15 protein-coding genes are annotated in these 20358 nt (G+C 43.0%); 14 read left to right on the top strand and 1 reads right to left on the bottom strand.

All coding sequences use genetic code 11. The annotated features are described in order from the left end of the window. Positions 1 to 20: 20 nt before the first annotated feature. Positions 21 to 2552 (bottom strand): penicillin-binding protein PBP1a, encoded by a 2532-nt coding sequence (ponA, locus tag GBI16_RS05240; protein ID WP_086209048.1) that lies wholly within the window; start codon positions 2550 to 2552, stop codon positions 21 to 23. 165 nt (positions 2553 to 2717) lie between these two features. Here ponA and GBI16_RS05235 point away from each other — a divergent pair, with 165 nt between their 5' ends. From GBI16_RS05235 to GBI16_RS05170, 14 genes are all read left to right on the top strand, one after another. Further along, positions 2718 to 3776 carry a pilus assembly protein PilM gene (locus tag GBI16_RS05235; RefSeq protein ID WP_086209047.1) on the top strand — a complete coding sequence of 353 codons (1059 nt, stop codon included), beginning with the start codon at positions 2718 to 2720 and terminating at the stop codon, positions 3774 to 3776. Continuing rightward, complete coding sequence (locus tag GBI16_RS05230) at positions 3776 to 4432, top strand: PilN domain-containing protein (RefSeq protein ID WP_086209046.1); 657 nt, start codon at positions 3776 to 3778, stop codon at positions 4430 to 4432. The genes GBI16_RS05235 and GBI16_RS05230 overlap by 1 nt, the downstream gene beginning before the upstream one ends. Further along, positions 4429 to 5187 (top strand): type 4a pilus biogenesis protein PilO, encoded by a 759-nt coding sequence (locus GBI16_RS05225; RefSeq protein ID WP_086209045.1) that lies wholly within the window; start codon positions 4429 to 4431, stop codon positions 5185 to 5187. Before GBI16_RS05230 ends, GBI16_RS05225 begins: the two co-directional genes overlap by 4 nt. Next, a complete protein-coding gene (locus tag GBI16_RS05220; RefSeq protein WP_086209044.1) occupies positions 5187 to 5714 on the top strand; it encodes a pilus assembly protein PilP in 528 nt (175 codons plus the stop codon). Before GBI16_RS05225 ends, GBI16_RS05220 begins: the two co-directional genes overlap by 1 nt. A gap of 19 nt (positions 5715 to 5733) precedes the next feature. Then, positions 5734 to 7809, top strand: a complete 2076-nt coding sequence (gene pilQ / locus GBI16_RS05215) for a type IV pilus secretin PilQ (RefSeq protein ID WP_086209043.1) — start codon at positions 5734 to 5736, stop codon at positions 7807 to 7809. 37 nt (positions 7810 to 7846) lie between these two features. Beyond that, positions 7847 to 8380 (top strand): shikimate kinase AroK, encoded by a 534-nt coding sequence (aroK, locus tag GBI16_RS18895; RefSeq protein ID WP_086209042.1) that lies wholly within the window; start codon positions 7847 to 7849, stop codon positions 8378 to 8380. A gap of 30 nt (positions 8381 to 8410) precedes the next feature. Beyond that, positions 8411 to 9496 (top strand): 3-dehydroquinate synthase, encoded by a 1086-nt coding sequence (gene aroB, locus GBI16_RS05205; protein ID WP_086209041.1) that lies wholly within the window; start codon positions 8411 to 8413, stop codon positions 9494 to 9496. Positions 9497 to 9503: 7 nt separating this feature from the next. Then, a complete protein-coding gene (locus GBI16_RS05200) occupies positions 9504 to 10340 on the top strand; it encodes a hypothetical protein (RefSeq protein ID WP_086209040.1) in 837 nt (278 codons plus the stop codon). A 447-nt stretch (positions 10341 to 10787) separates the two neighbouring features. Beyond that, complete coding sequence (gene gltB, locus GBI16_RS05195; RefSeq protein ID WP_171264439.1) at positions 10788 to 15263, top strand: glutamate synthase large subunit; 4476 nt, start codon at positions 10788 to 10790, stop codon at positions 15261 to 15263. Between the two features lie 72 nt (positions 15264 to 15335). Then, positions 15336 to 16757, top strand: a complete 1422-nt coding sequence (locus GBI16_RS05190) for an FAD-dependent oxidoreductase (protein ID WP_119063241.1) — start codon at positions 15336 to 15338, stop codon at positions 16755 to 16757. A gap of 223 nt (positions 16758 to 16980) precedes the next feature. Beyond that, positions 16981 to 17859: a metal-dependent hydrolase gene (locus GBI16_RS05185; RefSeq protein WP_151706653.1), complete on the top strand. Its 879-nt coding sequence runs from the start codon at positions 16981 to 16983 to the stop codon at positions 17857 to 17859. A 148-nt stretch (positions 17860 to 18007) separates the two neighbouring features. Then, positions 18008 to 18598: a LemA family protein gene (locus GBI16_RS05180; protein WP_058870410.1), complete on the top strand. Its 591-nt coding sequence runs from the start codon at positions 18008 to 18010 to the stop codon at positions 18596 to 18598. Between the two features lie 37 nt (positions 18599 to 18635). Beyond that, a complete protein-coding gene (locus GBI16_RS05175) occupies positions 18636 to 19709 on the top strand; it encodes a YgcG family protein (protein WP_151706652.1) in 1074 nt (357 codons plus the stop codon). After that, positions 19703 to 20263, top strand: coding sequence for a TPM domain-containing protein (locus tag GBI16_RS05170; RefSeq protein ID WP_151706651.1), 561 nt, complete (start codon positions 19703 to 19705; stop codon positions 20261 to 20263). The genes GBI16_RS05175 and GBI16_RS05170 overlap by 7 nt, the downstream gene beginning before the upstream one ends. Positions 20264 to 20358: the final 95 nt, after the last annotated feature.

Genomic DNA, 20358 nt, shown 5'->3' with positions numbered 1-20358 from the left:
CTAATCTGCGGGCATTTTTATTATTGGACTTGATCAATCAAATGATCGAGTGCATCGGCTTTCGGTTTGGGTTGTTCTTTGGGTGGCGTTTGCATGGTTGGCGGAGCACTGTTCTGTGGAACCAGTGTTTCCTCTTCACCCGGTAAATCATCAAAGTCTCGTTCAGGAGAACGCGGCACCACCACTGGTGCAGGTCGATACAAGGGCTGTGCTAAAGGCGGGGTCGGGCCTAAATTACTTTGAACAGCTCCTTTTTGATGGCGCTGAACTGGTGCTTTGGCTTTGGCGTCCAGTTGAACCCAAGAAGAAGGTGTACCTTGTAAGGCTTTAGCCATAAAGTCTGTCCAAATTGGCAAGGCAGCTACACCACCGTATTCACGGCGTCCTAAAGTCGTCGGTTGATCGAAACCGACCCATGCCACAGTTACCAATTTACTATTAAAGCCTGCAAACCAAGCATCTTTCGCATCATTGGTGGTTCCTGTTTTCCCCCCTAAATCATCCCGCCCAATGCGTAGAGCAGCACGACCTGTACCATGTTGAATCACGTCTTTTAAAATATTGGCCATATCATAAGCAGAGCTGGATTTTAAAATACGTTGTGCTTGGCGATAGTCACTATTGATCTCCACTGGATTCGCTGATTTTTCAACAGGGTTCAGCTCTTGGTTGGTGACTTCAATCACTTCATCATCAGGTGTGATGGTGTCAGCAGATTGAGGCTTTGATTCTTGTTGAGAAATACAACTGATACATGCATATTCAGGATTGTTCTGATAAATGATGTTGCCATACGCATCTTCAATACGGTTGATAAAGTGTGGTTGAATGCGATAGCCGCCATTGGCAAAGGCAGAGTATCCAGTGGCCATTTGAATTGGTAAAACTTGAGGTGTTCCGAGCGCAATGGTGTAGTTACGCGGAATCTGTTCATCGGTTAAGCCGAAGTCCATGAACAATTGGCGTGTTCTTTCAATGCCCACAGTTTGCAGGAGTCGAACAGACACAGTGTTACGCGATAAATATAGTGCACGACGCAGTGGAATCATGCCTAAATAGCGACCATCGGCATTGCGCGGTGACCATTTCCCGATAGTGATCGGACTGTCATTGACCATGCTATACGGTGTCATACCGCGTTCTAAAGCGAGTGCGTAAACAAAGGGTTTAATAATTGAACCTGGTTGGCGCCAACCTTGTGTGGTTCGATTAAATTTAGATTGATAAAAATTATAACCACCAACCAGTGCTTCTACAGCACCATTATTTGGATTAAGTGCAATCAGCTGGCCCTGAACTTTAGGTAGTTGTACCAAAGCCCATGAGGTTTTGTTGTCATTGGGGCGCAGACGTACAATGTCTTTCACTTTAACAATTTGGGATGCTCTTGATGGTGCACCGCCTACCGCATTCGCATTGCGATAAGGGCGTGTCCAAGACATGCCAGACCATGGCACGGTCACCGTTGAGCCATCTTGCATTAAGGCATCAAAACTATTTTGATTGACACGGGTGACTTCAGCAGGGAAGGTGTTGGCAAACGCACTAAAACTACTTAAGGGTTTGTCATGAGCTTCTGCACCACGCCAGCCATGACGACGGTCATAGGCTTCTAAACCATCTTGTACCGCTTGTTCAGCATAGGCTTGGCGTTCACTGTTGATGGTGGTGTAGACCTTATAACCAGAGTCAATGGCATGCTCGCCGAACTTTTCAATCAGTTCGCTGCGGACCATTTCACCGATGTAGGGAAATCGATTGCTTACCCCACGATCAGGCATATCGAGGTTAATCGGTTCTGCAATGCCTTTTTCATATTGGCTTTGATTGATGTAGCCGAGCTGGAGCATGCGACCCAAAATCCAGTTACGACGTTCTAACGCACGTTCGGGGTTGACCACTGGATTGTATTTCGAGGGCGCTTTAGGCAGGCCTGCAATCATCGCCATTTGTGCAATGCTGAGTTGGTCTAAGCTTTTGTTGTAGTAAATTTTAGCTGCGGCAGCGATACCGTAGGCATTTTTACCCAAGAAAATCTTGTTGACATAGAGGGTTAAGATTTCCTCTTTCGTCAAATTTTGTTCAATTTTTCGGGCTAGAAAAACCTCAGTCAATTTACGTTTTAATGTACGCTCGGGACTGAGATAATAGTTTTTGGCCACTTGCATGGTGATGGTCGAGCCACCCGTTTGGACGTTTGAGCCAGTAATACTTTCACTGACTGCACGTCCTAAACCTTTAAAACTGATACCACTATGCTCAAAAAAAGAAGAATCTTCCGCCGCTAAAAAGGCATGAATAAAACTTTGCGGGATCTGATCGTAATCTACGGGTACAGAGAGCTTGCCACCGTATTCCGAAATGAGTTGGTTATCCGCACTATAAACTTGTAAAGGTTTTAGTAATGGCGCCTTTTTTAGAGTTGTCATTTGCGGCAAAGATGGGGCAATATAGAGATACATGCCATAAAAACCCATTGGAATTGAGACCAACATTATAATAATGATCAAAAAAAATGGATGAACACGGCCCGAACAAGATAGCTTTTTCATAACAAGTAAGTTTTAATAAGAGCTAATGGCAAACTAATTAGCGGTCAGTATATCCTGTACACATACGGAATGTTAGATGAGTTATTGTATCCGTATAAAATTATAGACGCAGACTAATTAGTGGGTTACTTTTTTTGGGGATAAAAAAATAATAGGAATGATACTGTGCTCAGGTTATATCGTAAGCCAAGTAAGGGGTTAATAGGAGTAGATATTAGTTCGACTTCTGTTAAGGTATTGGAACTTTCTGTTAAGAACAATCGGTATTGGGTGGAGAGCTATGCACTTGTCCCTTTACCAGAAGGAAGTGTGGTCGAAAAAAATATATTGAATCCAGAAGCAGTTGGTGATGCCCTTGAGCGTGCGGTAAATTTGGCCAATGTTCAATCGACAGATGTAGCACTGGCAGTTCCGACTTCCATGGTGATTACTAAAATCATTGAAATGGATGCCGATATGAACGATGACGAACGTGAAATTCAGATTCGTGATGATGCTGAGCAATATATTCCATTCCCATTAGATGAAGCGAGTTTGGACTTTGAAGTCCTTCCAGACCGTTTGGCCAATCCCAATCGTGTCAATGTACTCCTTGTTGCAACACGCATTGAGAATGTTGAAGCACGTGCTGAAGCATTAGAGCTTGCGGGTTTGACACCGAAGATTGCCGATGTTGAAAGTTTTGCCATAGAAAATGCATTTAAGGTCTTTTCTGACACTCTACCGATGGGTGTGAATACAGTTGGTATTTTAGATATTGGTCATACCATGACCACTCTCTCTGTCATGCGAAACAATAAAGTGATTTATACGCGTGAGCAGGTCTTCGGGGGGAAACAATTGACCCAAGAAATTCAAAACCGTTATGGTTTGTCTTTTGAAGAAGCTGGGCGCGCCAAAAAAAGTCGTACATTACCTGATGATTATGACATTGAAGTACTTGAGCCTTTTCTTGAGGCTGTGGTACAGCAAGCTGCACGTTCTTTACAGTTCTTCTTTTCATCTTCTCAATTCAATGAGATCGACCATATTTTATTGGCAGGGGGGAATGCCAATATCCCAGGACTGGCGAAATTATTACAACAAAAATTAGGTTATCGGGTCACCATTGCCAACCCATTTTTACAGATGGGCTTTTCTCCACAAATCGACATTAAAAAAATTGAAAATGATGCTTCATCACTCATGGTGGCATGTGGATTGGCATTGAGGAGTTTTGATTAATGGCAAAAATAAATTTACTCCCTTGGCGTGATGCGTTAAGAGAGAAACGAAAAAAAGAATTTATTGCTTACTGTATTGGGGCCGCATTTGTTGGGGTTTTAGCCGTTGCCTTAGCTTGGTTTTATTATGGTCAAAAACTTGAAGACCAAGAGCAAGCCAATCAGTTGGTGATGAGTACTAATCAAAACTTAGATGTGCAATTAAAGTCATTGGAAGGTCTACAAGAACAGCGTAATGCAATTGTAGAGCGAATGAAGTTGATTCAAGGTTTACAAGGTCAACGCCCTGTAGCAGTTCGCTTAGTCGATGAAATGGTACGTGTCACCCCAAGTAATATGTATATTACTAAATTTTCTCGTACTGGGGATAAATTCACCATTGAGGGCAAGGCTGAAAGTCCAAATACGGTGGCTGAATTCTTACGTAACCTAGAGGCGTCTGCTTGGTATCGAAATGCATTCATGAATTCGTTCTTGGCTGTTGATGAGAAGAAAGATAAGGCGCCAAGTTCAATTGTGCCACGTGTGGAAGAGGGGTATGGCACATTTGTGGTTACAGCAGATTTGGGTGAGATTGCTCAGCCAGTTGCAACCGATGAAACCGCACCAGAACAGGCAAATGCAGTGAATAATTCAACAGCGGGGGCAGCACAATGAGTCGCGATGAATTTGAAGAATTAACACCAGAAAGCCATGCTGCGCCAAAGAAAAAGATGACTGTTGATAAGTTTTTTCAGCAGTTTAACACGCTGGATCCGAATAATTATGGAAGTTGGCCATTCTCAGTCAAGCTGACTTGCTGGATTTTTATTATTTTACTGATTTGTGCTTTTGGTTATTTTGTTGCGATCAAGCCTAAACTTGATGCAATATCTAATGCGCGAGCACAAGAGCAAAATTTACTGAATGAATTTCGCGAAAAAGATTCAAAATTACGTAATTTACAACAATATCAAGCACAGCTTCAGGAGATGGAAGCGAATTTCAATCAGCAGTTAGAACAACTGCCGAAAGAAACCGAAATCCCAGGTTTGGTCGAAGATATTAATGTCAGTGGTGTAAATTCAGGTCTTAAATTTAAAAATATTCGTTTAGAGCCTGAAGTTCGCCAAGAATTCTTTATAGAACAACCGATCTCAATTGAAGCGACGGGTGATTATCATTCCTTTGGCTCATTTGTTAGTGGGATCGCTGCTTTACCTCGTATTGTGACTTTGCATGATTTTGATATCTCGGCATCAAGTGTTAATGATAAAAAGACCGATATTCCGCAAATTTCATATAGTGTAAAAGCTAAAACCTATCGTTATGTAGGAGCGACAGAAACTACAGATGTAGATGTAAAGGCTAAAAAAAATGATAAGAAAGTAGCAAAGAATGATGCGAAAGCTGACGCAGGAGGTACTAAGTAATGAAATATCAAAAACTCTTCCTGAGTCTCTGCATAGGGCTATTTGTTGTTGGTTGTGACTCACGTATCGATGCGGTCAATATGCAAATGGCAGAAATTCGCAATCAACCTCCTTTAGCGATTGATCCTGCGCCAAGCTTTCCTCCAGTGCCTACGTTTAATTATGCTGCACATCAATTAAAGAGTCCATTTATGCCAAGCTCTTTGGCTGCTGAATTGAAAATTATGGCTGGAAAGCGGGTTTATCCAAATTTGTCTCGTCAATTACAGCCTTTAGAAAGTTATGCGATTGAAACGCTCAATATGAAGGGAAGTATGCGTGGTCAAAATGGACAAATTTTGGCGCTGATTCAAACGCCAGATGGGGAAATTGAGCGTGTACAACGTGGAAGTTATTTGGGGATGAATCATGGTCGCGTGATCAATATCACCGCAACGCAGATTGATTTGGTTGAAATTATTCCAGATGGGCGTGAGGGTTATGTCGAGCGCCCAAGAAGCCTAGTGTTAATTGGGCCGACGCCTTAAAAAAGGAAAAGGAATAAAAATGAAAAATAGTGTTAGAGATTCTATATTTGGGGATGGCAATACGATGAACCATATGTTCCGTCAGTTTTCAATGGGTGCAATTGCAATAGCGGTCATGCAGGTTGCAAATGCGCAAGTGAGTATTACCAATATTGTCCCGATGCAAATTCCAGGACAGGGAACCGAAATTCGTGTCATGTTTAACGGATTGCCACCCCAACCACAAGCATATCAACTAGAACAGCCATCTCGACTGGTATTAGACTTTGATAAAGCACAACAAAATTTGAAGCAAGGTAGCATTGCAGTTGCAACGACTGAGGCAAGTTCAGTAGATGTAACTTCAGATGCGCAACGTTCGCGTTTAACAGTGAACTTGGCAGATGCGGGTGCATTTACGACACGAGTTGAAGGTAATACTTTTATTTTAAAGATTAATTCGGCAAATCCGACTGCAGCAACGCCTATAGCAGCACCACGCTATGAACAAGGGATTTCAAATATTGGCTTTCAACGCGGTTCAGACGGTGAAGGTCAAGTTGTTATTGATTTAAAAGGTAATAACACTCCTGTCGATGTGAAGCAACAAGGCAGTAAAATTGTGGTGCGCGTTTTGGGGAATAAAATTCCTGCGCATTTATCACGTCGTTTGAATGTGAACGATTTTGCAACGCCTGTCTCAACGATTGATGCTCAAAATGATGGTTCAAATGGATTGATTACGATTCAATCTAATGGCAGTTTTGAATATATGGCTTATCAAGCAGAAGATAAGCTTACGATTAGTTTGAAGCGTCCTGAAGATAAGAACCCTCTGAAACCGAAAGCGCCAAGTGCATATACAGGTAAAAAGATCTCTTTAGATTTTCAAGATATTGAAGTGCGACGTGTGCTACAGCTATTGGCTGATTTTACGGGCATTAATATGGTGGCCTCGGATACGGTACAAGGCAATATTACCTTACGCCTGAAGGATGTACCATGGGATCAGGCACTTGACATCATTATGAAAACCAAGAATTTGGATAAGCGACGTAATGGTAATGTAATTTGGATTGCGCCTGTAGCCGAATTGATTAAATCTGAGGAAGATGAAGCGAAAGCCATTGCACAGAACCTTAAACTTGCACCGATTCAAACAGATTATATTCAACTAAGCTATGCAAAAGCAGCAGATGTGTTGAAACTGTTAGAAGATTCTCGTGATGGCAAAGGAAGCGTAGCAAACCGTACGGCAGGTACAGATTCTTTGGCGTTGGAAAGTTTGTTAAGTGCTCGTGGTAGTGCTGTTTCTGATTCTCGTACCAACACTTTAATTATCAATGATACGCAACAGAATATTGATAAAATTCGCCGTATGATTGATTTGCTTGATGTGGCGGTAAAGCAGGTGATGGTGGAAGCCCGTATTGTGACTGCGACTACAGATTTTTCTCGTGAGTTGGGGATTAAGTGGAGTGCAGAGAAGCTTGGTACTACAACTTGGGGCGGAGATTATCAGCCAAGTTTTGATTTAGGTGTAGATTTAACAACATCAACAGCTGGAACTTTTAGCTTTGGTCTATTAAAAATTTCTGATTATATGTTGAATCTCGAATTAACGGCACTACAGGCAGATGGACATGGTGAGGTTTTGTCTGCACCGAAAGTACTGACAGGGGATAAACAAAAAGCCTATATTTTAAGGGGTACAGAAATTCCATATCAAACGTGGAGTGCAACGGAAGGATTGGTAACTGAGTTCCGCGCAGCTAATTTAAAATTAGAAGTTACGCCAAGTATTACCCCTGATGGTAAAGTTCAGATGGCATTGTTGGTGGAAAAAGACTCGGTTGGTGATATTACCAACGACGGTCTTGCAATTGACACCAGTGAATTGCAAACTAACGTACTTGTAGATGATGGCGAAACTGTGGTGCTTGGTGGTATTTTTGATGACACAAAGCGTAGTGACTATCAAAAAGTGCCATTCTTTGGGGATTTACCAGTAGTGGGTAATTTATTCAAGAGTAGTACTAAAACCACGATACAAACTGAGCTATTGATTTTTGTGACACCACGAATTGTTAATGACACTGTTTCAAGAAATCATTAATATATTTTCAATTTGAACAAATCTAAAAGGTGACTCCTTGCCAAGCAAAGAGTTTGAAACCCTACCAAATATTTATTTGGTAGGGCCTATGGGGGCAGGAAAAACAACTGTAGGACGACATTTAGCTGAACTGTTAGGGCGAGAGTTTCTTGATAGTGATCATGAGATTGAACGCAAAACAGGGGCAACGATTCCATGGATCTTTGAAAAAGAAGGTGAACTGGGTTTTCGTAGTCGTGAAACAGTTGTTATAGATGAGTTAACGTCTCGACCTAATTTGGTCTTGGCCACAGGGGGTGGGGCAGTAACTCAGGCTTCCAATCGCGCATTTTTAAAACAACGTGGTATTGTTGTTTATCTTTATACTCCTGTAGAAATTCAACTGCAGCGAACCTATCGTGATAAAAATCGCCCACTGCTTCAAGTGGAGAATCCAGAACAAAAGTTACGTGACTTGTTGAACGTTCGTGATCCTTTATACCGTGAAGTTGCACACTATATTATAGAGACTAATCAAGGGGCTGCTCGTGATCTTGCGCAGCGTATTTTAAGCTTGATTCTTGTAAAGTAATTTTGATTCAGTTTTGAAGTGATTTGATCCATGCAAACCTTATATGTTGAACTTGGCGAACGCCGTTATCCGATTTTTATTGGTAGTGATCTAGATCCGAAAGCCTTGCTTGAGCCTTATATTCACGGTCGACAAGTGATGATTGTGAGTAATGAGACTGTTGCGCCGTTATATTTAGACCGTTATGTTACAGCGATTGAAGCGTTGGGAAAAACAGTAGCAACCTGTATTTTGCCTGATGGTGAAAAATATAAGAACATTGAGCACTTGAACCTGATTTTTGATGCATTACTAGAGTCAGGCTTTAATCGTGATTGTACGGTTTTAGCTTTGGGTGGCGGTGTGATCGGGGATATGGCTGGTTTTGCGTCGGCATGTTTTCAGCGCGGAGTTTACTTTATTCAGGTGCCAACCACACTTCTTTCGCAAGTCGATTCCAGTGTAGGTGGAAAAACAGGGATTAATCATCCACTCGGTAAAAACATGATTGGGGCTTTCCAACAGCCCCAAGTGGTTTTGGCAGATATGTCTCAGCTTAAAACATTACCACCACGTGAGCTATCTGCGGGTTTGGCTGAAGTCATTAAGTATGCGCTTTTAGGGGATGCTGATTTTCTCATCTGGCTAGAACAGCATATGGATGCGTTGGTGCAGGGCGATGAAGCTGCACTGGCAGAAGCTGTGTATCGTTCTTGCGCACATAAAGCCCGTATCGTTGCAAATGATGAAAAAGAGCAAGGCGAAAGAGCTTTATTGAACCTAGGGCACACCTTTGGTCATGCGATTGAATCTTATCTGGGCTATGGTGAATGGTTACATGGTGAGGCGGTTGCGACAGGTATGGTGATGGCGGCGGATCTCTCTCAGCGTATGGGTTGGATCAGTGCCGAAGATGTACTACGTACAAAAAATATCATTCAACGTGCAAATTTACCGATAGTATGTCCGCAGATTCCCCTTGATGACTTCTTGGCATATATGGCACATGACAAAAAAGTACTTAATGGGCAACTTCGCTTAGTCTTGATGCAAGCTGTTGGACAGGCCATCATTACGAGAGCGTTTGATGTAGAATTGATGAAACAGGCGATTTTAGCCAACCAAGAACAGGCATAACCTTACTATGGCAACAACCCTTCGAACCAAGTGGCAGACAAAGCAAAATTATATTTGGCTTGCATTCGGAGGAGCGTGCTTGTTTGGCGCTTTGGTTTTTTGGGCAATCACAGATCAAAAAACTGTGGTTGAGGTGGAGAAGAAAGCAGAATCAGAAGTTGAGCTGCAAATTCAACCAGAGAAAGTCGCGACAACCGCACATTTAGGCTCATTCATTGATGAAGTAAAGCCTTTGGATATGACCACCCGTGTAGCCGTAGTTGCACAACATGAGGCTGAATTTCGTGGCAGCAAATTCATTCAGGAAAATAAAAAGAACAGCACAATTGAACTGTTTCGAGTATCAGAAGAAGCGATTATTAAGCGTTTTTTGCAAAGGCAATCTGATCGTCAAGCTTTTAGTTACTTAAGGTTGACGGGTGAAAACCAGATCGAACAATATGTTCTGCTCTATGGGGTTTATAAAAATGTGAGCGAAGCGAAAAATGCGCTGAGTGAATTAAAGCTAATTTTACCAAAATCGGTACAACCCAAAGTCGAAAAAATTGAAAGCTATGCAGGGTATGTCAATGACATGGGGGCTGATGAGCTTGGATTGAGTAATAAACTCTATGCAGTACAATTGAAACCAGCCGCTGTACCTGTAATTGATGAAGCAACCATAGCAGCACGTCAACAGGCAGCACGTGTTGCTACGCAAAATAACCAGTCTACTACCACAACGACGGTTACTCGTCGAGATGCAGAAGGCAATGTGGTTGATGTGCAGAAGTCGCAAAGTGCGGTGGATGGTGCGTCGCAAAATAAAATAATTGAGCCAGAAGTGACCGATCCATTTAATTAAAATTGGGTCATTATGGAGCAAAAAAGTTTCGCAACCCTTATATTGCATTAATTTGGTGCGATTAATTAGCCAAATCTTGAGCTTAATTTACAGTAAAAAACATAAACCTAAGAAAACTAAGGTGTTTAATGCTTGTATTAAATTATTGGCATAAAATTTGCTTTAATGGTGCATGAATTGAGTTGATGTCACTGTTTTGGCGCAAAAAAGATTCGATTTATGAGCGAAATAGTAGCGATCAAGCGCCTTAAAAAAGTGCGTGACTGTTGCATACATTTTTTCAATTAAGACATGCATAAAGATGAAAATCAGTCTATCTTGGGTATGAGGAAAAAATGCTGTACTTCAATCAGAATCTGAATATGAGTCAATTGAACGAATCGGCAAGAAGTAATTAGATTGTTAGACGCCCGACAGGGCCTGTAGAAAGAAGGGTACGCTATGCACATGCCATCGCCTAATACTGTAGCTCCCGCTCAAGGTTTATACCAACCGGATGAGTTTAAAGATAACTGTGGTTTTGGTTTAATTGCCCATATGCAGGGTGATGCAAGCCATGACCTTGTGAAGACTGCTATGCATAGTCTGAGCTGTATGACCCACCGTGGTGGTATTGCTGCAGATGGTAAGACAGGGGATGGTTGCGGTTTACTCTTAGCAATGCCAAAACAGTTTTTCCGCGAAGAAGCGAAAAAACTCAGTGATATTACACTCAGTGAAGTTTTTGCTGTCGGTACGGTGTTTTTAAGCCTCGATCCAGCAATTGCAGCACATGCGAAACAAATTCTAAATAAAGAAATTGAATCTGAAGGCTGTCGAGTCTTGGCGTGGCGTGTAGTCCCGACCAATAACGATGCTTTGGGTTCGATTGCGATGCAGTCACTTCCTGCATTTGAACAAATTATTGTGAACTGCCCAATGGGTGTCTCTGAAGTTGAGTTTAACCGTAAACTCTTCTTGGCACGTCGCCGTGCAGAACAGCAGCTCAGCAATGACTCATCATTTTATGTGACTACATTATGTTCAACAGTGATTAGCTATAAAGGCTTGATGATGCCTGAAGCGATTGCTGACTTCTATACAGATTTGGCAGATCCACGTCTTGAGTCGCATATTGTGGTGTTCCACCAACGTTTCTCGACCAATACTTTACCGCGTTGGCCTCTGGCTCAGCCATTCCGTTATCTGGCGCATAATGGTGAAATTAATACCATTACTGCGAACCGTAACTGGGCGATGGCGCGTACGCCGAAGTTTGAAAACCCATTATTGCCAGGTTTAACTGAACTCAACCCAATTGTGAACCGTACTGGTTCAGATTCTTCAAGCTTAGATAACATGCTTGAAATTCTTGTGGGTGGCGGTATGGACTTGTTCCGTGCATTGCGTATGTTGGTTCCGCCAGCATGGCAGAACGTTGAAACTTTAGATGCCGATTTACGTGCATTCTATGAGTTTAACTCGAAGCACATGGAAGCGTGGGATGGTCCTGCTGGTCTCGTGATCCAAGATGGTCGTCATGCAATTTGTATGTTGGACCGTAATGGTTTACGTCCAGCACGTTGGGTGATTACCAAAAATGGTTACATCACACTGGCATCTGAAATTGGTGTATGGGGTTACGAGCCTGAAGATGTGATTTCTAAAGGTCGTGTTGGTCCAGGTCAAATCTTAGTGATTGATACCTTCACAGGTAAAATGCTCGATACTAAAGATGTCAGCACGCATTTGAAAAAAATGCGTCCATATCGTGAATGGTTACGTGAAAACTCAGTTCGTGTACAAGGTAGTCCAGAGCTAGAAGAATATTTATGTGATCAAGGCTTAAAAGGTGATGACCTGAAAGCATCACAAAAAATGTTTATGGTGACCTTTGAAGAGCGTGACCAATTGCTTCGTCCAATCGCTGAAAGCGGTCAGGAAGCAGTGGGTTCAATGGGTGATGATACGCCAATGGCAGTTTTGTCTCGCCAAGTACGTCATGTGTCGGACTACTTCCGTCAACAGTTTGCTCAGGTCACCAACCCACCAATCGACCCATTGCGTGAATCAATTGTGATGTCATTGGAAACTTGTTTGGGGCGTGAACAGAACGTCTTTGAACAAGGTCCTGAGCATGCAGATCGTTTGATTATTTCAAGTCCAGTGTTGTCAAATTCAAAAATGCATCAAATCCGTACGTTAGGTCGTACAGGCTATGAAATTGCAGATATTGATTTAAATTATGCTGAATCTGAAGGTCTAGAAGCAGCGATTGCGCGTATCTGTGAAGAAGCAGCACAGGCAATTCGTGACGGCAAAACCTTATTGGTGTTGTCTGACAAGAAAATCCGCCAAGGTTTCTTACCTGCAAATGCGTTAATGGCAACAGGTGCTGTGCATCACTACTTAATTAATGTCGGTTTGCGTACGGATGCCAATATTATTGTTGAAACAGCATTGGCACGTGATCCGCATCAATTTGCGGTTATTCTAGGCTTTGGTGCGACAGCAATTTATCCTTACCTTGCTTATGATGTGATCAATGACTTGGTTGCAAAAGGTGAGCTATTGGGTGACCCAATCCAAGCACAAGTGAATTTCCGTAAAGGCATTGAAAAGGGCTTGTTAAAAGTGCTTTCAAAAATGGGGATTTCTACGGTTGCCTCTTACCGTGGTGGTCAACTATTTGAAGCGGTGGGTCTGTCTGAAGAAGTGGTTTCAAAATGCTTCACAGGTGTACCGAGCCGTATCAAAGGTGCAACCTTTGTTGATCTGGAAAATGATCAGAAGAAATTGGCTGAAACTGCATGGAAAACACGGAAACCAATTGATCAAGGTGGTTTGCTGAAATTTGTCTTTGACAAGGAATATCATGCATTCAACCCAGACGTGATCAATGCTCTGCATAAATCAGTGCGTTCTGGTCAATATGCAGATTTTAAAGAATATGCTGAACTGGTGAATAACCGCCCAGTGGCGACAATTCGCGATTTGTTAAAGTTAAAAACAGACAACTCGATTGCTCTCGATCAAGTCGAGTCTGTAGAAGCGATTTTACCGCGCTTTGACTCTGCTGGCATGTCTTTGGGGGCATTGTCTCCAGAAGCACACGAAGCGATAGCGATAGCGATGAACACCATTGGTGGTCGTTCAAACTCTGGTGAGGGCGGTGAAGATCCAGCGCGTTATGGCACCATTCGTAACTCGAAAATCAAACAGATTGCTTCAGGTCGTTTTGGTGTAACGCCTGCGTATTTAACCTCTGCTGAAGTCTTGCAGATTAAAGTAGCGCAAGGGGCGAAACCGGGCGAAGGTGGTCAATTACCAGGGGGTAAAGTGAATGGCTTAATTGCACGTTTACGTTATTCGGTACCGGGTGTGACCTTAATTTCTCCTCCGCCGCACCATGATATTTATTCAATTGAAGATTTGTCGCAATTGATCTTTGACTTAAAACAAGTCAATCCTCAAGCGATGGTCTCAGTGAAATTAGTATCTGAGCCGGGTGTGGGTACTATTGCGGCAGGTGTAGCAAAAGCTTATGCCGACTTCATTACTATTTCAGGTTATGACGGTGGTACAGCAGCATCGCCATTGTCTTCAATTCACCATGCGGGTTCTCCTTGGGAGTTGGGTCTTTCTGAAGCGCATCAAGCACTTCGTGTCAATGACCTACGTGGTAAAGTCCGCGTTCAAACGGATGGTGGTTTGAAAACCGGTCTAGATGTGGTGAAAGCAGCTATTTTAGGTGCAGAAAGCTTTGGTTTTGGTTCAACGCCAATGATTGCTTTAGGTTGTAAATACCTGCGTATTTGTCACCTGAATAACTGTGCAACGGGTGTGGCGACTCAACAAGATCATTTACGCCAAGAACATTATATTGGTGAGCCACAAATGCTCATTAATTTCTTCACGTTTATTGCTGAAGAAACACGTGAGTGGTTGGCAGCGTTGGGTGTTTCAAGCCTTAAAGACTTGATTGGTCGTACAGATTTGCTTGAAATGCTTCCAGGTGAAACTGAAAAGCATGCACACCTTGATTTGAGCGCATTACTGGAGTCACATCCTTCTGCACAAGGTAAGGCGCAGTACTGTGAAGTTGAAGGTAATGCACCGTTTGACAAAGGTTTACTGGCTGAGCAAATGATTGCTGAAATGTTGCCAGCCATTGAAGCTGGAACCACAGGTGAATATCACTTCAGCATTGGTAACTGTGATCGTTCAATTGGAGCACGTATTTCAGGTGAGATTGCGCGTCGTTATGGCAACCTCAGCATGGAAGCACATCCTGTTAAGCTGAATTTAGTGGGTACTGCTGGTCAATCTCTTGGCGTTTGGAACGCAGGTGGTTTGCACATTCGTTTAGAGGGTGATGCGAACGACTACGTAGGTAAAGGTATGGCAGGTGGTCGTGTGTCGATCTTCCCGCCAAAAGGTTCGCCTTTCCAAACCCAAGAAACTGCGATTATTGGTAACACTTGTTTATACGGTGCAACGGGCGGTAAATTATTCGCAGCAGGTACAGCAGGTGAGCGTTTTGCGGTACGTAACTCGGGTGCTTTTGCCGTAATTGAAGGTGCGGGCGATCACTGTTGTGAATATATGACGGGCGGTATCGTGACTGTACTCGGTAAAGTGGGTCACAACTTCGGTGCAGGTATGACAGGCGGTTTTGCTTACGTTCTTGACCTTGATAATGACTTCGTTGATCATTACAACCACGAGCTGATTGAGCTGAATCGTATTTCGACTGAGTCGATGGAAGAACATAAAGAGTTCTTAAGTCGTATCTTAGATGAACACATTGCTGAGACTGGTAGTGCTTGGGCGTACAAGATCCGTAACGAGTTTGATTTCTACAGTCGTAAATTCTGGTTGGTGAAACCAAAAGCTGCCAACTTACAGACGTTGTTGAAAACGACTCAAGCTGATCCACAATAATTCCACTACTGCTGATACATAGGCAGGTGCAGACGAGAGATAAACGGGCTGCACCTACCCACGGAGAGAGACATGGCAGAGCGCCTAAACAATGACTTTCAATTTCTGGATGTAGCACGCCAAGATCCAGAGAAAAAAGAGATTCAGGTCCGCAAAGCAGAGTTTGTGGAAATTTATAAACCTTTTACAGCGGAAGTGGCAGCAAACCAAACCCACCGTTGTTTAGGGTGTGGTAACCCGTATTGTGAATGGAAATGCCCAGTACATAACTACATTCCAAACTGGTTAAAGTTAATTGCGGAAGGTCGTATTTTCCAAGCTGCAGAATTGTGTCACCAAACCAACACGTTACCAGAAGTGTGTGGTCGCGTATGCCCGCAAGACCGTTTATGTGAAGGGGCTTGTACCTTAAATGATGGTTTTGGCGCAGTAACGATTGGTAATGCTGAAAAATACATCAATGACACCGCTTTTGCACTCGGCTGGCGTCCAGATATGTCAAATGTAAAGTGGACTGATAAAAAAGTCGCGATCATTGGCGCGGGCCCCGCAGGTCTAGGCTGTGCTGATATTTTGGTGCGTAACGGGGTGAAACCTGTTGTATTCGACAAACGTCCTGAAATTGGTGGTCTATTAACCTTTGGTATTCCAGAATTTAAAATGGAAAAAGATGTAATGAAGCGTCGCCGTGAAATTTTCACAGGTATGGGCGTGGAATTCCGCTTAAATACTGAAATTGGTACAGATGTCACTATTGATCAACTGCTTGCAGAATATGATGCGGTGTTCATGGGTATGGGTACTTATACCTACATGAAAGGTGGCTTCGCAGGTGAGGACCTTGATGGTGTTTACGATGCACTCGATTTCTTGATTGCCAATGTCAACCGTACTCAAGGTTGGGAAAAAGACCCAAGCGAGTACATCAGTGTTGAAGGTAAAAAGGTGATTGTTCTTGGTGGTGGTGACACTGCAATGGACTGTAACCGTACTTCGATCCGTCAGGGTGCAGAAGTGGTGAGCTGTGCGTACCGTCGTGATGAAGAAAATATGCCAGGTTCACGTCGTGAAGTGCAAAATGCCAAAGAAGAAGGTGTGAACTTCTTGTTTAACCGCCAACCGATTGAGGTGGTAGGTGAAAACGGTAAAGTTACAGGTGTTAAGGTGGTTACGACTCAACTTGGCGAGCCTGATAGCCGTGGTCGTCGCAGCCCAGAACCAATTCCGGGTTCAGAAGAAATTTTACCTGCAGATGCGGTTTTATTGGCATTTGGTTTCCGTACCAGCCCTGCGGATTGGTTTACAAATGTGAATATTAACCTTGATGGTTCGGGTCGTGTAGTTGCGGCTGAACAGCAAACCTATAAATTCCAAACCTCAAACCCGAAAATCTTTGCAGGTGGTGATATGGTTCGCGGTTCAGACCTTGTTGTCACAGCGATTTGGGAAGGTCGTCAAGCGGCTGAAGGTATTTTGGATTATTTAGACGTTTAATCTAAATCGTTCAACATAAAAACCCGCTACGGCGGGTTTTTTTATTATTACTAGTTGCCTGAGATGATATGAATGAGGTGGTTCGGGATAAATCGAAAAAGATCTGGCAGAGAGTCCGATAAAAATGGATGAATTTGCAAACGCACTAAGCATTTTTGCCATATGTGTCGCATTGATAAATTCAGATACTGAAGATCGCTCGGTTAAATGTTAGGAAAGAGACATGACTCAAGTGACGACAGAAAAATTATATCAACATCGTCCAAAAGCTCAGGGTATTACAATTCGACGTTTGCAATTCAACCCCAAAGCCATTCGCCGACATTATTTTGCCAATTCACCAGTCATGTCGCATTTGCTGACAGCATTGTCTTCGACCTTTCCCATCGGTGAGCAGTTCTTTGTGCATAGTGTGCGCAATGTTCGTGAGCAGGTGAAGGATGAAAATTTGCAAGCGCAGATTGCGGCATTTATTGGTCAAGAGGCGATGCATTCTCAAGCACATACGGCTTTTAATGCTGCATGGCGCCGTGATGATTATAATCTTGACCGTTTTCAGGCATGGTTAGCACGTAAAGATGATTATGTGAAAAACCTGCATCCTAAAATTCAGCTCGCAATCACCTGCGCTTTTGAGCATTTTACCGCACTTTTAGGTGGCTATATTTTAAGGCATCCTGAGGTATTGAGTACCTTGGATGATGATGCCGTTAAACTTTGGGTCTGGCATGCTATTGAAGAAATTGAGCATCGCTCGGTGGCGTTTGATGTTTATCAGGATATCTATGGTGATGACAAGATTCGTCGTTTAATTATGCGCAGTGTAACGACAGGTTTCGCCAGTTTAACTTTTTATTCAGCCAGCCGTTTATTTTTACAAGACCTTAAAAAGAGTGTACCGAAATTGGGTGGGAATCTCTTTGGATTGTATTTACTGGCCAAGATGTTTGTGCAATTGCTGCCTGAATATCTGTCCTATTACAAAAGCAACTTTCATCCCTCAGAGATTGATTACACCCAACTGTTGAAATACTGGAAAACCCGTTTGGCAGAAGACTATCAACTAGAAGGTTTTCAGCAGGAATTGCACACGGTTGCTTAGTTTAAGCATAAAAAACGAATAATCAAAACCGAGTCAAGATCACTCGGTTTTTCATTTTTAAAAGCTTTAACTAAAAGCAACAAAAGGATAATCAAATGTGTTTACAATCAAGTTATTGCAATAAATACAAAAGAAAGAGGATAGCTGAATGAATTTTATGAAAAAAACTGCTGTCGTTGTTGCCCTTGCGAGCACCTTAACCCTATCGGGCTGTGGTTATAATACCTTGCAGGTCAAAGATGAGGCAGTTACAGCAGCATGGTCAGAAGTACAAAACCAATATCAACGCCGTGCAGATTTGGTGCCGAACTTGGTGAATGTGGTAAAGGGCTATGCCAAACATGAAGAACAAGTCCTAACCGAAGTCACACAGGCTCGTGCCAATGTTGCAGGTTTAAAAGTCGATAAAGAGGTATTAGAAGACCCTGCATTATTCCAAAAATATCAAGAAGCGCAGGCGCAAATGACAGGAGCATTGTCACGTTTAATTGCAGTCTCAGAAAACTATCCTGACTTAAAAGCCAATGAGCAATTCCGTGATTTACAGGTTCAACTCGAAGGTACCGAAAACCGTATTGCTGTCGCGCGTAATCGCTATATTACTACGGTGCAAGACTTTAACTCCTATTCACGCCAGTTCCCACAAGTCATGACCGCCAAGGTGATTGGTATGGACACCAAACCGAACTTTAGTGCGGAGCAAAGTGCACAAAAAGCACCAACGGTATCATTTAACTAAGTCGGGTTTCTTGTCGTTATGAATAGAGGGTGAATGAATGAAGGGAGCACAACAGGGGAAACGGTTTCCGTATCAATGGATGGTTGCATTCATTTTATCAGGACTGTTGTGTCTAAGTTCATTAACGTGGGCGGAGGTTGCGACTGCAACAGATAGTGCGACTGAAACAGTCATCGCTGGAAAGATGATCCAAGATCAGCAAGCAGAGACCTCCAATAACGTGACTTCTAAAAGCGCTGATGCTGTATCTCAACCGCTTGTTGCGAATGATATGGCAGAGGGCGAGTCGATACGGGCCTTACCGACTTTAAATGCGCCAGTAATCGACCAAGCTCACGTCCTCAGTGTTGAAGAACAACAAGCGATTGGTCAAAAAATTCGTGCTTTACATGATACAGGAAAGGCACAAATAGGCGTGGTGATAGTTCCGAGCACAGGGCAAGAGGATATTTTCAGTTTTGCCATGCGTATTGCAGACCAATGGCAACTTGGTTCGGCTAAGCAGGACAATGGTTTATTGATTGCAATTGCTATTAATGATCGGCGCATTCAGATTCTTACAGGCTATGGCTTGGAAGGGGTCATTCCTGACATTATTGCGAACCGTATTATTAACCAACAAATCACCCCCTATTTTAAACAAGGTCAGTATGCCCAAGGGATTAACGCAGGACTGACTGAAATTGAACGTATTTTAAATCTTGACCCTGAAGTTGCGGCTCAAGCAGCGCAAGAGCTACAACAACGTCAAGACCAAGCCAATCGGGAACAAGAAGCTAAAAGTAAAACGTTGAGTACTGCTTTATTTATTCTCATTGCAGGGGCAATTGGATCTTTGGTGGTGGGGAAGCGTTTAAGTGCGTCAACTGCTGCAGTTGCAGGAATAGTTGCAGGTTTGTTGAATGGAGCAGGCTTAATCACCAGCTTACTGATTGGTGGAGGGATTTTCTTTCTACTCATCACCACCTTAGCCCAAACGATTTTTCAGCTTTTTCTCTCCTCTGGCGGTGGAGGTGGGCGTGGAGGTCGTGGTGGCGGTGGTTTTGGCGGAGGTGGATATAGTGGCGGGGGCGGCGGCTTCGGCGGTGGAGGAGCATCAGGGTCATGGTAACAACAACAGTAACGACGGAAATCGTCACTGAACCAAAGTTAGATGAAGCAATACAACCCAGTTTTAAACGGTGGTTAAAGCATTTATTGCATATGCCTGCGAGTAAACGTTTTTTTAATCAGCAAGATCAACATGCAATTGCGCAAGCCGTGGTAAATGCTGAACAGGGCCATGTTGGGGAGATCCAAGTGGTGATCGAAGGGCACATGCCTGCTCGAGAGGCTTATTATCTAGACACACGTGGACGTGCCAAACAGCTTTTTGCTGAGCTTGGGGTGTGGGATACTGAGTTTAACAGTGGGATTTTGTTATACCTTAATTTGTGTGAGCGTAAGGTTGAAATTGTTATAGATCGTGGCATACAACAAGCCACGACACAGCTGGTATGGGATGAGGTTTGTCAGTCCATTATTGCGAAAATGGCACAACAGCAGTATCGACAGGCTTTGCTTGATGGTGTAATTCAAATTGGGATAATTTTGGATCGGTTTTATGCCAACAAAATACAGGACCAAAACGATGAACTTGAGAACGCCCCAATCATGCTGAACTAAAATGTGATAAAGTTGACATTCTTTGTCACTTTGTCACATAAAAAAACAAAGCACAAAAAATAATTTTTTAAATAGTGAAATAAAGTGCTGTTTTT

It is taken from the genome of Acinetobacter sp. TUM15064, assembly GCF_008980265.1.
Taxonomy (GTDB): domain Bacteria; phylum Pseudomonadota; class Gammaproteobacteria; order Pseudomonadales; family Moraxellaceae; genus Acinetobacter.
This window is presented reverse-complemented; position numbering and strand designations above follow the sequence as displayed.